This is a genomic window from Paenibacillus tritici, assembly GCF_013204885.1.
Lineage (GTDB): Bacteria > Bacillota > Bacilli > Paenibacillales > Paenibacillaceae > Paenibacillus_AQ > Paenibacillus_AQ tritici.
In genome coordinates, this window is record NZ_JABMKX010000004.1 from 282,637 (window position 1) to 296,812 (window position 14,176).

The window sequence follows — 14,176 nt, forward strand, 5'->3', positions numbered from 1 at the left end:
GAAATTTATGAATACAGAAAATGAATTAGCATTCAAGGAGCATCTTTTGTATAAAAATTATAAGAATCACCAAGGTGTTTCAATGAATTTACATGAAACTAAAGGTGGAAAAGTACTGTTCTTTCTCTCTGTTTTCTGCATTCGATGCTTAGAGCTTATACCAGAAATAATTAAAATGAGTGATGATGTTCCGAACACTACTATTTTTATTTTTTCTAATGGTACAGAGAAAGATCACCAGGAAATGGAGTCGATTTTCCCTTTAGGAGTTAACATTATCGGTCTTAACGATGAGGAGATGGAAGAGGAGTACTCCGTTTCATTGCATCCCTACTATTTTTTAGTAGATAAAAACAATATTGTTTATAGCAAAGGAAATATAAAATCTATTGATCATATAAAAGAACGTATAAATATCGAAAGATAAAACTACTTATTTATGTGGTTAACTAAAATTGAAATGAGGAATATTTGATGAAGAGACTTTATTTGGATTATTGTGCGTCGACTCCTTTGCATCCACTGGTCCTCAAAAAGTTGATTGAAAGTTCTCAATATATATACGCAAATCCATCCTCTGTACACCAAATGGGTTATGAAGCCAGTTGTTTAATTGAGGAATCGCGAAAAGTTATCTCTGAATTATTAAATGTGAAGTCATCAGAGGTCGTATTTACATCTGGCGCAACGGAGAGTAATAATATGGCTATTATAGGTTTAATAAGGAAAATAAAAGAAAAAAGCAAGGTTACACCACATATTATTATCTCTCAAATCGAGCACCCTTCAGTATATAACTGTTGTAAAGCATTAGAGAAAGATGGAGTAGAGGTTACCTATGTATCTGTAGATAAGAATGGCCTAGTAAATGTATCTGAGATTGAGGATTCTATAAGAGAGAATACTGTACTTGTTAGTATTATGCATGTAAATAATGAAACAGGATCGATACAACCGATAGACGAGATAGGTGAATTAATACAAAGTAAAGAAAATATATGCTTTCATGTGGATGGGGTCCAAGGCTTTGGAAAGGTGCCACTTGAATTAGATAACATTGATCTTTTTACGATATCTGGACATAAAATAGGTGGACCGAAAGGTATTGGGATTTTGGTTATAAAAGAAAACATTGAAATTTCACCCATAATATTTGGGGGGAGTCAAGAGAATAGTATTAGACCGGGTACAACAAATTTACCAGGAGTGGTAAGTATAACGGAGGCTATAAAAATAGCTTTATTAGATTTTAACAAAAGATTTAATTATTTGGTCGAGTTGTATACTTACATATCTTCTCAAATAAAAAAAAAGAAAGAATTTACTATTAATAGTCCGAAGTTATCCTTATCTTCACCGCATATATTAAATCTTTCCTATCATCAGGAGGGCATAACTTCTGCACAACTAATTAATCTTTTTGCAAAGAGAGGAGTTATTTTATCCTCTCAGTCTGCATGCTCTTCAAAATCAAGTAAACTAAGCCGAGTACTAATGGCAATGTCGCACAATGAAGTTATCTCTTCCAGTAGTATTAGAATAAGTTTACATGAAACAATGACTTTTTCAGATGCCGACTATCTTCTTCAATCAATAGAAGAAGTACTTGAACAGATAAAACAAAAGAAAAGATTTGCAATAAATATTTAAAACATTTAAACAGTCCGAAATCACTAATATGATTTCGGACTGTTTAAATGCGAGTTATAAGAACAAAATATTAACTGTTAATTGTTACAGTGTATTTTTAAAACTAACGCATTCAAATAAATTAAGATTGGAGTTAATAATAGTGATTAAAAATAATACAGGATATTTTATGATACTGTGTTCAAAAAGGATATATTTAGTTGATGAGTCAGTTCAAAAAGAAATATATTTAAGTTTTTACAAACTAACTTATAATACTGTTAAAAAGTACATAGGGAATGTTCACACAATTGAAGATATTATACATGATATATTTATTCAAATAATAGTGACTCCTCCAAAATATTTAAATGAAAGCCAGGTAATTAGTTGGATACTTACTGTAACAAGAAACTATACATTTAATTTTTTACGAAAACAAAATAAAGAAAATGAAAAAGTTCAACCAATAGAAGAAGAATGCAAACTTAGAGCGAAAAGTTGCGATTATGAAGATTTTGAATTAGCCGATGTAATAAAAAAATGTTTGGGGCAGTTAAATCCCCAATGTGAAAAAGTAATGATTTTAAGAGCTTTTTATGAATTATCTTATAAGGAGATAGCGACGCTACTTAATTTGACTGAAGGATCAGTTCGTCAGAGTATATATAGATCAAGAGCTTTATTAAAAAAGTTTTATTTGGAATTTATAGAATGATGATTTATTAATTATTGAATAACTTAAAAGGTTTTTATGGAATTATTAAAATCATTTTGAATTGTAATTCAGTATGTCAATGTAAGTTATTGTTATCATTTAAATGAGATTTCTTAAGCAACTGCTCTCCAAGTTCTTTGATTTTTAGTAAGGAAAATTGCAGAGGAACAGAGCCGAGGTACGTCTTATTAATTTCTATTTCAGCTAATCGCTTAAAAGAGGCATCTAGTTCTTTTTGAAGCGTTGTTTTCATAATTGGGTTACTTTGTTTAATTTTGAATTCATAAAAAACTTTCATATTTTTGTTATCGCTCTCTTCTAAAATAACTCTTTTGCTAGGTAAGCCAATATTGAATGGAGTTTTGCTTAAAGATTCAAAGAAAAAACTACTATTAATGAATTCAATGAAGTCCAATGATTCTTCGATTTTTTTTGAATTTACACCAATTGAAATGATTTGTGGTAAGCCAAAAAAAGAGCTGTCTGCAGATATTACCTTATTATTTGGGATTCCAATCACATCCCAATCTAAATCTTTCTTGGAGTATTTCTTTTTAAGTACATTAGCCAAAGAACTGTCAGATACCATCATTGCTATTTTACCGGATAGAAAATCTTGGTTATTCCTATCTAACTCTAGTGAATTAGAATGAAGAGATTTAAGTAAAATTCTGAAAATATTCAACCATTGTTCACTGTTTATTAACACTTTCTTTTTGTCAAAGTCTATTAATTGTAATCCGTGGCCTTCACCAATATATGTTGCAGTTTCTATAATACGATCTTGACCTATTGCATTAAATGATATACCTAACTCATTGTTTAAATTGAATTCTTCAGCAATGGAAAAAATTTTTTCCCAAGTAATATTATCCTCAGGGAAGGGGATATTATTTTTTAAAAATATTTTTTTATTATAATAGATTGCTTTACTAAAAAAAGAATTGGCAGTACCAAACTGTTTTCCATTACTTAAAGATTTAATATAATTATTAACGACGGGAATAGTTCCATTTATCAAATTCTTATCTATACCATCATCTAATTGATACAAAAAATTCTTATTTGAATAAAATTGATATTGTTCTGGGGTCAAAAAAATTAAATCTGGCTGTTCCTGTTTTAAAAGTTGAGTCAGTTCATTACTAGCGTATTTACTTGAAGACGGATTTATCAATATTGATAAATTGATATTTGGGTGCTCCCGCTCAAATTCGTCCTCGAAAGTTTTATAGAGGATGGATTCGTTCCCTAACAATACTTTAATAGTCATTATCGTTTGCTTTACATAGTTACCGCTATTAGAACAGCCAGTCATTAAGGTCAATAATATTAAAAACTTCAGGTATACTATAATGCGTGTTTTTAATGTTTTCATTAATATCATTCCTTTCGAAAGCAGTTTGCTTGCTCGCTATAATTATAATCATTGGTGTTTGACGATAAGGATTTCTATATGTTTTATAACTAATTAAAACCATGAAACGTGACAGGAAGAATTTATATTACGAAGGAAAATGTTAAATAGTTCAGTCATATCGTGAATGGAATTAAAATAAATAGTTAGAACTTTTCTTTGAGGGAGGGACAAACAAAGGTTATTCAATTTCTAAATAATTATCATTTTCCAGAATTTAATTTCAAGATAATAATTTATAGCCTTGAATTTCGCGAAACCATAGCTGCATGGGAGGGCTGAGATTATCTCTAGAAGAAAGGAAGGATATCTTGGCTGAAATAGTGGAGAAAATGCACACCGCCCTTAACCATAATAATCTTCCGAATTCAGCGTGTATTTGAGAAATACAAATTCTAAATCGCCCGCTGCGCATAGAGACTTATTAAGACTGTCCTTCAATGGTCAGTAGAAGATAATAGTAGCTTTTGCGTCTACGTTATAATAGTTGACACGTATGGCTTTTTCTAAGGTGCATTTACAGTTTTCATGATTGAGGCCAATCTAGAATAAGACTAGAAGAGGGAAGGCGGGGGAAAATGAGTAGGAACTTGATTTTTTTGAAACTGGGTTCCCAAATCGTTTTAGTTCAATTTTTGTTTGGAATTTGACTCTGCCCACAAAAAATCGAAATGTTTAAAAAAAGATTTTGCTGCCTTCAACCTGATAGCGCGTGCGGTAATGAAAATTCAATCTTAATTTCCATTCAGAGAAGCAGAAGATTCTGCTTCTCTTTTTAATGCACTCATACGCCAAATATCCTGTAACATATATAAAATTTTAATCAAAACGATAAAAAAGTTTGATATATTTACATTTATTAGGATAAAAGGGTATGATGCACATGTATTTATTTTACTTTTTATAGAAAATTATATGAGATTATTCCTTTGGAGGTGAGAGATTTGATCTACGATAATGTGCTGCAATTGATTGGGAACACACCGATTGTTAAATTGAATTATCTTCCACAGCCGCTGGGGGCGCAGGTATTCATTAAGCTGGAGGGACTTAATCCCGGAGGCAGCATGAAGGACCGCACGGCGCTGTACATTATCAGCCAAGCGGAGGAAGCGGGTCTGCTGCAACCCGGCGGCACGATTGTTGAATCTTCCTCCGGGAATCTGGCGATCGGGCTTGCGCTTGTGGCCCGGCAAAAAGGGTACAAGCTGATTTGTGTAGTCGATCCCAAAATAAGCCCGGTCAATCTCAGCATTATCCAGGCTTATGGCGCAGAGACCGTGATGGTGGAGCAGGCTGACGAGTACGGAAACTTTCTTAGAGCGCGCATAGACAAGGTGCAAGCTCTCGTCCAGCAGCTCGGGGCATTCTGGCCGAATCAGTATAATAATCCCAGCAATCCGGAAGCGCACATCCAAACCACCTCACGGGAGATCTATGAAGCCTTCGGCAAGGAGCTTCACTGGGCGGTGATTCCCGCAGGGACCTGTGGCTTAATCACCGGTTGCAGCTTGGGGCTGAAGGAGCATATTCCGCAGATCAAAATAATGGCTGTGGATGCAGTCGGCTCCGTTACCTTTGGAATGCCGCCGGGTGTCCGGTATCAGATCGGCATTGGTTCAGCCATTGTACCGGGCAATATGCGGAGACATTTGTACGATGAGGTTACCCATGTGTCGGATGCGGAGGCCTTCGCTACTACCCGCAGACTGGTGAAGGAGGAAGGGCTGCTGGTTGGAGGTTCTGCAGGTGCGGCGGTGTTCGCTGCGCTTAAGCTTGCAGAGCGCCTGCCCGCTACTGAGAAAGTGCTGGCGATTCTGCCTGACCGGGGAGACCGCTATTACAATACTATTTTCTCGGATGAATGGCTGGAGAAGAACGCGATTGAACTGGATAAACACACTGTCAAAATTTGAGCCGGGGGTGGACCCAATTTCTGTTTCGTTACGCCGCAATGTCGTTGACCGTGCAGTAAGACAGGCCCGACAGCAGCTTACCAGGCTTGCTTCATTACCGCCTTCAGAGGAGATCAGACTTCCCTATGTCACGCATCACGGAAAATATATTCTCGGGGATAAGTGGTCGTCCGGATTTTTTATCGGCTTGCTCTACCGGCTCTACCAGCTGACCGGCGATCCAATCTATCTGGAGGAGGCGGACCACTGGATCGGCCTGATCGAACCCTACAAGAATCAAGGCGATTATCAGGATATTGGATTTCTGTTCTATTATTCTTATGCGCTGGGGTATGAGCTGACCGGTAAGGAAGCCTATAAGGCCACCGCGCTTGAAGCTGCCGATCATCTCTTTGATTCTCAGCTTCCGGGGGGGTATCTGGAGTGTAATTGGCTGCCTGAAGGGAAGCATTATGCCGGCATTGACAGTATGATGAATATCCGTTTGTGGTTATGGGCCAGCCGGGTAACCGGTGAGACACGCTACCATACCGCTGCCATGGAATCCGCACGTATTACCAGTGAAGCGATGATGAGGGAAGACGGCTTTACTTATGAATACATGCGAATGAACCCTTTTACGGGAGCTGCAGAGCAGCCCTATAACAAGAATGCAAGATTCGGCACCGAATCGGTCTGGGCCAGAGGTCATACATGGGCATTGTATGGGGCTGTACAGCTATATGTCCTGAACCGTGAAGAGGAGTGGAGACACAAGGTCCAGCAGCTCTCCGCCTTCTACTTATCCCATGTCTGCACAGATGGTGTTCCGGCATGGGATCTGATGTTGTCCGGCGAAGATACAGCCTTGAAGGATGCTTCGGCCGCTGCCATTACCTGCTCTGCATTTTTTCAATTCGCCGCAGCCTTAAGCGATCACGATCCCTTGCGCCAGCCCTTCCTGCAACACGCAGAGCGAATACTGGATACTTTGACTTCTGCGGAATATGCTCCTTCGGGTCCTGACCACGAGGGAGTGCTGGTGCACGCCAGTTCACCCCTGCATATCGTTCAAACCGCAGGAGAATCCCAGATCTGGGGCGATTATTTTCTTCTGGAGGCTCTATATTACGCATTGGAGGTCGGTTCTTAGTGAATGTCAGTGTCGGATCAATAGAATCTAGCGATATTAAAATCGTTATCGAAGAAGGGCATCCTGCGATTCAATTCATCAATATGGTGCCGGAGCTCCCGGACCAGCAGGTCTATGATTATGTCGTCCCTCTATTGGAGCAATATGGACTAGCGGGCAGGTCCCCTCAGATCTGGTTCAATGGAGCCAATGAGTGGGTGGTCCGCAGCCGCTGCGAAGCATTGGCCTACTCTCTGAATCCTGTGAATCAGCGGGAAGGGGTAACGGGATGAGTCTAGCTGCCGAACAACTCGTCTATTTCTATGTTCCGGGATACAAACCGAATTACATAGAGTACGCCATGACCTTCTATCCTATGAATATTATTCTCTGCCTGGAAGACGGCACGCCGGAAGACAAGAAGCTGGAAGCAAGATACGTGGTCAAGAATGCGCTTCAGGAGTTCACGGACTCGGAGCATACTCTCATTGTCCGCATTAACAGTGTTCATACCCCGCACTGGGAGCAGGATCTGGAGGAGGTTGTGCCGCAGCGCCCTGACCGCATCCGCTTGCCAATGGTCAAGACAGCGGATGATCTGCGTCAGATTGAACGCAAGGTGCAGGAGATGTTGCGGGACCTGGGTCTGGACTATACTCCCAGCTATGAAGTCATGATCGAATGCTGTGAGGCTATTGCCAATATCGGCGACATTCACCAGGCCAGCGACCATATTTATGCCTTTACCTTTGGAGGAACAGATTATTTCAATGACTGTGTAGCTAAGGGGTTGTTGGACCCGGCCCGGGAGGTGCTTAGCGCCAAGCAGAAGCTGGGAGCTTACTGCCGGAGTATGGAGCTGCAGTGTTTTGACACGACTTATATGGCCTTCCGTGATCTGGAGGGGTTCCGCGAGGATTGTCTGCTGTCCAGGGAATATGGCTTCACCGGACGTTCAGTCATCCATCCTGACCAGGTTGCCGTTGTCCAAGAGATTTACGGAACTTCATTAGCGTAGGAGGCTATTATGTTCACAACATACCGATTAGAATTGCCTGATCCTGTGACCCTTAATAAGCTGCAGATTCCTGTCTTCACCCACATGTTCCTTCAGCAGGTATCCGCCCATAAAGTCCAGGTCGATCCGATCCAGGGCAAGCGTATCAGCATCACTTATTTGTCCGCCTATCCCAGGGAGCAAATCGAACAGGAAGTAGATGCATTCCTGGAACGCTTCACCCGCAAGCCTAATGAGCATCCCGCAGCTTCCGAAGAAGCCCGGGAGCATACGCTGGATGTAGTTGAACTGCATGAGCCGCCTCTGGAGCATCTGTGTTCCTGCTGCAAACCCAGCAATCTGCTGAATATCTCGGATGATCTGGTGGAACAGGGCTGGCTGACTTTGCTGAAGAATCAGGAGCTGGCCTATCATCGTCCGATCATCCGCCTGCTGGAGTATTTTGACCAGAGTTATGTTGATTATGTCGGCCGGAAGATTGGGGACTGCCAGGAACGGCAGTATTCGGTCTTGTTACCTACTGCGTTCGCCGAGAAAATGAACTACTTTCACAGCGCGCCGATGCATTTGCTGCTGGCCACCCATTTAAGCCACGATCAGGAGAAAATGCTCTCCTTCGCAGAGGATGTATCGAGGAGTAACGGCAGGCTGCCCGAGGATTGCGGTCAGTATCTGGAGGCTCCTCCTTATGTCCTGCAATCCGCGCCGTGCTACAAGGTCTATCTGGAAATGGAGGATCGTGTCCTTGAGGACAACACCGCTTTTGTGCTCAAAGGCCAGTCCTTCCGCAATGAGGGCAAACGCGTCTACTTGCTGGAACGGTTATTGAATTTCACGATGCGGGAATTTGTATTTCTGGGGACTCCCGACTATGTAACCCGGATGCGTGATTTAACCTTGCAGTGGACCATGGAATGGATGGAGACGGTCGGGCTGAAGGGGGAGTGCGCTCTAGCCAATGATCCGTTCTTCCTCCCGGCTAAGGTCAAACAGAATTTCAAAGTTCCCAAGCATGTGAAATACGAGGTTCGTGCGGATATTCCGTATAAAAACGACACGATTTCTATTGCTTCCTATGATACGCATGGCGATTTTTTTGCGAAAACCTTTAACTTTAGACTGAGGGACAATACGGAAACGTGGTCGGGCTGCATCGGGCTTGGACTGGAGCGGGTAGTCTGGAGCTTCCTCCAGCAGTATGGCCTGGATCATGACAACTGGCCTGAAGCGATCCCGGAGAGCGCACAATGACAGCTTCGCAACAGGATACATCCTATTCGCTTGCTGAGGCGATGACCTACAGTGTTCTGGCGGAGGCGGTGAGCTGGCCTTCTCCCGGACTGGTCTCCGCCGTCAGCACGGGTTCTCACAGGGATATGGATATCTACACTTTTCTGAGAAGCGCACTCCGCATTCAGCCGTATTACCAGGCCGCAGCCCGCTTGGGCATAGAAGAATCTGCGGACAGAACCGGCAGGGAAGATCTGTTCAGAATGCTCCAGAAGCTCGGGCGGCGTGCCGAGGCTGGCATGCTGAGGGCTACCGGGGGAGTGAATACCCATAAGGGAACGATCTTCCTGGGGCTGATTCTATGCGCGGCTGCGGGAATAACCAGCCAAGGGCCATCCGGCGGCGCAGAACCACAGGACATCTGCCGGCTGGCCGGAGGGATCGCCGGGAGCCCGCTTCGTAAGCAGCTTACGGACATCCTGAAGGAGACACAGATTACAAGTACTGGCGGACGCGCCTACAAGGAATGGCGGATCAGAGGCATTCGCGGTGAAGTGATCGACGGATTTCCTTCCATTCTCCAGCAGGGTCTGCCTTCCTTCCGTTCTGCGCTTGATCAGGGGGCGGACATGCGAACGGCGGTTATTCATTGCTTGTTCTCCCTGATGTCTGTCGTTCAGGATACAACGCTTCTGAACCGTGACTTTGACAAGGAGCGGATCAGCTATACGCAAGCGTGTGCCTTGGAGGCTCTGGACCGGGGAAGTCTGTTCACCCCTGAAGGCAGGGCCTATATCCGCAAGCTGGAGAAGGATTTCCAGCTTCGTTCCTTGTCGCCCGGGGGATCAGCCGATCTTCTGGCCATGACGGTTGCCCTGCACTTGTGGGACGAGCATCAAGGAGGGGAAGTATGTGGAGAACCACTCCGTTATGTCTGCCATTCTTCGTGACCGTGAGCGCCTCCCTGAGCTTAGAGAGGCGAGGGTTCCGGCGGCAGGCTCGCTGATTCAGATCATGATGAATATTCCCGGACCGTGCAAGAGGCTGGATTGCACCTATGAATTGTTCGAGCTCTGTATCGGGGCTATGCAGAAAGCGCTGGCTTCATCAGCTTGTGAGATGCTGTCCGTGGAGCGGATCGACTTAAATGTTGGTCCGGTCGCCTATATGCAGGTGTCCTGGGAGGCTACAGCGTTGAAGCGGTTCTGTTTGTTATTCGAACAGGGACATCCGCTGAGCGCCTATTGGGATATTGATATTTACAGTCCCTCGGGAAGAGCAGTGAGCAGGAGGGAGATCGGGGCCCCGCCGCGCCCCTGTTATCTGTGCAGCCAATCTGCCAAAGTGTGCGGATCACAGCGGCGCCATTCGCCGGAGGAATTAATAGGCCGCATGACCGCTGATCTGACAGCCTACAGACAGGCGCAGATGGGTCTGCCGATTACAAGGAAGGCAGGGTTATGAAGCTGTTCCACAGGTTAAAGGTGCCCCGGCCGATATTTTCCATCTGTCTGAATACGCTGATTACCCACCTTGGCTTCTACGCCATGACGGCTGTACTGACGGTCTATCTGTCTCAGGTCAAAGGGCTGCCTCTTTCGGTGACCGCCCTCGTTACGATGATCTTCACGGTCTCCTACCGCAGTGCAAGGTTTCTCACTGGCCCGCTGCTGGACAACCTGGACCCGTTCAAATGTATGCTGTTTGGCTGTTATTTAACCGGAATCTCCATTGCCTTGGTAGACTTCTGGGATTCGCCGGTATGGATTACGGTACAGCTTATTATTGCGGGTGTCGGGTACTCGGTAAGGGGATTATCCTCGAAGGCGGCTGTCTCGCTTGTCGGGAGCAAGGATGGCAATTCTCTGTTTTATTTTTCCAATTCCAATATGTATCTGAATGGGGCAGCCATTGCCGGGCCTGTAATCGGCACCTTTCTATTAACAGGTCCCATGAAGAGCTACACGTTAACGTTTGTTGGCGGGTTCTATGTTCTGGGAGCCATCCTGTTGAACCTGGTTCCGCCCGGATGTGATCTGCTTGACCGGGAACGGAAGCCGGTAAGCTTCTGGAAGGGCTACCGGGCGGTTCTGCTGGATGCAGGCTTCCGTAAAGTGCTGCTGTTCAACACCATCGGCTGTTTTTTCTTCACCCAATTATTTAATTCATTCCCTTATTTAATCGGCACCCATCTGAACGCACCGGAGAAGCTGGGAAGTCTTCTGATGTTGAACGGAATCCTTGTAGTCCTGCTGCAGATTCCTGTCGGGCGGTGGATGAATACCGTTTTATCTGGTCCACGGGAGAGATACCGGCTGATGCTGGCTTTTCTGCTATTCGGGCTATCGTTCACAATCAATGGAGTAGTGGGTTCTATGGGGGGCTACTATGTATTTGTCGCTTTATTCACCCTTGCCGAAATGTTATTCATCCCTACCATAGATGCGTTTGTGTCTACCGCTGCCCGCCCGGATCTGCGCATCACATATTTCAGTGTCATTGGATTGTCAACGGCGCTTGGAGAAGGCATCGGAGTGTATACCGGGCTGCAGCTCATTCAGATGTGGAGTCTGTACGGAATATTGTCTTACTTCTGGTTGTCGTTGGCACTCCTGTCCGGGCTCTCTTTAATCCTGTACGTAATGTTAAACCGGTCACCTGTTCATCACAAGGAGGAAGGGAAACTATGGCGATATTAATTCTGAATCAGAGGAGGCGGGCATTTGCTCCTTATCTGACATGGCTGGAAGACCTTGAAGAAGAGGTATACCTGTATACCTCGGCAGCATATGGTGAGACCACTGAGCCTTATGCCATAATGCAGGTGTTCAACCATTGGACGACGAACGACCGGGTGGAGATTGAGGCGTTGAAGCTGTACGAGGAGCATCCCTACCGCCTAATCATTGCCCTTGACGAGAGCGACCTGATTCGTACGGCCCGTCTGCGCGAACGGCTGAGCTTACCCGGACAACGGCTGGAGAGTGCTATGGCGTACAGGGATAAAGCATGGATGAAAAGTCTGGCAAGCCAGTATGTGTTATGTCCGGCATTCCGCAGGCTGGATTCGCCGCTTCACTTGTACGATTTCGTACAGGAGCATGGATTGCCGGTTGTGGTCAAACCAGTGGACGGTATGGGCTCAATGAATACGGACATTATACGGACCCCGGAGCAATTGAACGAGGTGTGGGAACGCGGGCTTGGCGCCGGACTTATGGTTGAAGCCTACATTGAGGGTGAGATGTATGAAATCGACGGACTTATGATGGGGCAGGAGATCCGGTTTGCTTCTGCGGGGAGATACTCTTGCCAACCGGTTGAGATCCTCGGGAAGGAATGTTTTGTTGAGCTGCTAAGCCCCGCCGACCCGATCTTTCAACGGCTGGTCCAGGAAGTCCAACAAGTCATCGAAGCCTTGCCTTCACCGGGGATATCCACCTTTCATTGTGAGTTGTTCCATACCCGGGAGGATGAACTGGTGTTGTGTGAAATCGCCAGCCGCACCGCAGGCGGACGGATCAGCGAATCCGTCAGTGCCATGTACGGTGTTAATCTGAACCGGGAGTGGGTTCGGGCGCAGTGCGGTTTGCCGCTGACCCTGCCGACATCAAGTCCGCCACGGGTAGCGGGAGTATATCTAATGCCCAAACGTCCGGGGACGGTGAAGAAACTCCCAGAGGCACTGCCGTTCGATTGGGTGACAGAATATGTTCCCCGCGTCAAGACAGGGGAGGTATTAGACGCTGCCCATTCCAGTGTGGATGCAGTGATGACCGTAATCATCGTCGGTGGGGATTCGGTGTCCCTGCAAGCCAGGCTGTCACAGCTCCTGCAGTATCTGGAGAGAGAAGTACAAATTCTGCCTGCACTGAAGGAGGTTGCATGGAGTGAAGCATCTGTTATTGGTAGAAAGTAATGAATCGATCACGGGAATCCAGGCTTGCCAAGAGCTGGGGTATACCGTTACTTTGATTACCCAGGATATCCAGCATTATCTGAAGGGCCAGCCGCTGGCGTCTCATCCGCTTCATAGGGTGGATTACATCCATGAAGTGGACACCTTCAATGAAGAGGCTGTGGTTGATTTTGTCAAAGAGTACCACAAAGTACATCCGTTAACGGGAGTCATGTCTTTTGCAGAATTCTATGTGGTTCAGGCAACGGCTGCTGCTCATGCTATTGGTGTACCGACCATGCATCCGCTGGCCGCCAAGAATGCCCGGAATAAATATAAATCCAGAGAACTATGCATTCAGAACGGTGTTCCGGTTCCGGTCTCATTGTTGGCAGGCAGCGTTGAGGAAGCTTGTCAGCATGCACAGGCAATGGGCTATCCCTGCATCATTAAACCCTGTGACGGGGCCATGAGCATCGGTGTGGTATTGGTTAACAATGAGAGAGAACTGCGGCAGGCGTACGACAGTTACGTGAACAACAGGAATTATGGGCGGAATCTCTATGGAAGTGCCGATGTGCTCATTGAGGAGTTCGCAGCAGGGCCATTAGTTAGTGTGGAGATGGTCACTTATCAAGGGAAGGATGTTCTGATCGGGATTACGGACCGCCGTCTGGTCGGGTTTCCTTATTTTGTGGAGACAGGGGCGAGCTTCCCGGTTCAATTGAGCAATGAGACGGAGATTGTTGAGGCCGTGAGTCAAGGATTACGTGCGCTTGGGGTTGATTTTGGCCCGACCCATACGGAGGTGGCTCTTACCCCTGAAGGTCCCAAGATCATTGAATTCAATCCCCGGATGGTCGGAGGTCCTGTTCCGGAGATGATTAAATATGCAACCGGCATCCATCTGCCCGTTGAAGTGCTTCGTATGCATATGGGGGAAGAGCCGAATCTGACGGCAACGGTCTCCCGCGGAGCTGCTTCCCGGGAATTCTGTTCGCCCGTGGACGGGACGTTACTGGAAGTTACCGGGCTTAAGGCATTAGAGGGGCGGCCGGATATCCTGAAGTCGCATTTCATTGCTGCCGGGCGCGAGGTATCCTATCCACGGTCTAATTTTGACTGGATTGGCAGAGTTACCGTTGGAGGGGACGATGCAGCGCAGGCTGAGCAGAAATGCAGTGAAATCCAGAATGGGATTGGTCTGCACATTGTAGCCAGACCTTTAAGCTGAGGAGG

General features: G+C 45.5%; 14 protein-coding genes. 13 read left to right on the forward strand and 1 reads right to left on the reverse strand.

All coding sequences use genetic code 11. The annotated features are described in order from the left end of the window. Positions 1-7 precede the first annotated feature (7 nt). From HQN87_RS08950 to HQN87_RS08960, 3 genes are all read left to right on the forward strand, one after another. Positions 8-427, forward strand: coding sequence for a thioredoxin domain-containing protein (locus HQN87_RS08950; RefSeq protein ID WP_173130876.1), 420 nt, complete (start codon positions 8-10; stop codon positions 425-427). Between the two features lie 47 nt (positions 428-474). Beyond that, positions 475-1,650, forward strand: a complete 1,176-nt coding sequence (locus tag HQN87_RS08955) for a cysteine desulfurase family protein (RefSeq protein ID WP_173130879.1) — start codon at positions 475-477, stop codon at positions 1,648-1,650. Positions 1,651-1,792: 142 nt separating this feature from the next. Continuing rightward, positions 1,793-2,347 (forward strand): RNA polymerase sigma factor, encoded by a 555-nt coding sequence (locus tag HQN87_RS08960; RefSeq protein WP_173130882.1) that lies wholly within the window; start codon positions 1,793-1,795, stop codon positions 2,345-2,347. A gap of 76 nt (positions 2,348-2,423) precedes the next feature. Here HQN87_RS08960 and HQN87_RS08965 read toward each other — a convergent pair whose 3' ends face one another. After that, positions 2,424-3,725, reverse strand: coding sequence for an ABC transporter substrate-binding protein (locus tag HQN87_RS08965; protein WP_173130884.1), 1,302 nt, complete (start codon positions 3,723-3,725; stop codon positions 2,424-2,426). Positions 3,726-4,708: 983 nt separating this feature from the next. Between HQN87_RS08965 and sbnA the strand changes: the two genes are divergently transcribed. The 10 genes from sbnA to HQN87_RS09015 are packed head-to-tail and all read left to right on the forward strand — an operon-like array spanning position 4,709 to position 14,171. Then, on the forward strand, positions 4,709-5,680 hold the full coding sequence (gene sbnA / locus HQN87_RS08970) for a 2,3-diaminopropionate biosynthesis protein SbnA (RefSeq protein WP_173130886.1): 972 nt from the start codon (positions 4,709-4,711) through the stop codon (positions 5,678-5,680). Positions 5,681-5,687: 7 nt separating this feature from the next. Then, entirely contained in the window at positions 5,688-6,812 is a 1,125-nt protein-coding gene (locus tag HQN87_RS08975) for a glycoside hydrolase family 88 protein (RefSeq protein WP_173130889.1), read from the forward strand. Beyond that, on the forward strand, positions 6,812-7,084 hold the full coding sequence (locus tag HQN87_RS08980) for a hypothetical protein (RefSeq protein WP_173130892.1): 273 nt from the start codon (positions 6,812-6,814) through the stop codon (positions 7,082-7,084). Before HQN87_RS08975 ends, HQN87_RS08980 begins: the two co-directional genes overlap by 1 nt. Further along, entirely contained in the window at positions 7,081-7,809 is a 729-nt protein-coding gene (locus HQN87_RS08985) for an HpcH/HpaI aldolase/citrate lyase family protein (protein ID WP_173130895.1), read from the forward strand. The genes HQN87_RS08980 and HQN87_RS08985 overlap by 4 nt, the downstream gene beginning before the upstream one ends. Positions 7,810-7,818: 9 nt before the next feature. Then, positions 7,819-9,060, forward strand: a complete 1,242-nt coding sequence (locus tag HQN87_RS08990; protein ID WP_173130898.1) for a hypothetical protein — start codon at positions 7,819-7,821, stop codon at positions 9,058-9,060. Next, positions 9,057-9,989: a triphosphoribosyl-dephospho-CoA synthase gene (locus tag HQN87_RS08995; protein ID WP_173130901.1), complete on the forward strand. Its 933-nt coding sequence runs from the start codon at positions 9,057-9,059 to the stop codon at positions 9,987-9,989. Before HQN87_RS08990 ends, HQN87_RS08995 begins: the two co-directional genes overlap by 4 nt. Then, the gene (citX, locus tag HQN87_RS09000; RefSeq protein WP_173130904.1) at positions 9,952-10,503 is read left to right on the forward strand and encodes a citrate lyase holo-[acyl-carrier protein] synthase; all 552 of its coding nucleotides are present in this window, start codon (positions 9,952-9,954) and stop codon (positions 10,501-10,503) included. Before HQN87_RS08995 ends, citX begins: the two co-directional genes overlap by 38 nt. Continuing rightward, positions 10,500-11,738: an MFS transporter gene (locus HQN87_RS09005; RefSeq protein ID WP_173130907.1), complete on the forward strand. Its 1,239-nt coding sequence runs from the start codon at positions 10,500-10,502 to the stop codon at positions 11,736-11,738. The genes citX and HQN87_RS09005 overlap by 4 nt, the downstream gene beginning before the upstream one ends. Then, entirely contained in the window at positions 11,726-12,958 is a 1,233-nt protein-coding gene (locus HQN87_RS09010; protein ID WP_173130910.1) for an ATP-grasp domain-containing protein, read from the forward strand. The genes HQN87_RS09005 and HQN87_RS09010 overlap by 13 nt, the downstream gene beginning before the upstream one ends. After that, positions 12,930-14,171 carry an ATP-grasp domain-containing protein gene (locus tag HQN87_RS09015; protein ID WP_173130913.1) on the forward strand — a complete coding sequence of 414 codons (1,242 nt, stop codon included), beginning with the start codon at positions 12,930-12,932 and terminating at the stop codon, positions 14,169-14,171. Before HQN87_RS09010 ends, HQN87_RS09015 begins: the two co-directional genes overlap by 29 nt. Positions 14,172-14,176 lie beyond the last annotated feature (5 nt).

Bases quoted from the DNA above. Each gene is read 5' to 3' on its own strand.
- HQN87_RS08950 (WP_173130876.1), top strand. From the start codon at position 8: ATGAATACAGAAAATGAATTAGCATTCAAGGAGCATCTTTTGTATAAA.
- HQN87_RS08955 (WP_173130879.1), top strand. From the start codon at position 475: ATGAAGAGACTTTATTTGGATTATTGTGCGTCGACTCCTTTGCATCCA.
- HQN87_RS08965 (WP_173130884.1), bottom strand. From the start codon at position 3,725: ATGAAAACATTAAAAACACGCATTATAGTATACCTGAAGTTTTTAATA.
- HQN87_RS08985 (WP_173130895.1), top strand. From the start codon at position 7,081: ATGAGTCTAGCTGCCGAACAACTCGTCTATTTCTATGTTCCGGGATAC.
- HQN87_RS08990 (WP_173130898.1), top strand. From the start codon at position 7,819: ATGTTCACAACATACCGATTAGAATTGCCTGATCCTGTGACCCTTAAT.
- HQN87_RS08995 (WP_173130901.1), top strand. From the start codon at position 9,057: ATGACAGCTTCGCAACAGGATACATCCTATTCGCTTGCTGAGGCGATG.
- HQN87_RS09005 (WP_173130907.1), top strand. From the start codon at position 10,500: ATGAAGCTGTTCCACAGGTTAAAGGTGCCCCGGCCGATATTTTCCATC.
- HQN87_RS09010 (WP_173130910.1), top strand. From the start codon at position 11,726: ATGGCGATATTAATTCTGAATCAGAGGAGGCGGGCATTTGCTCCTTAT.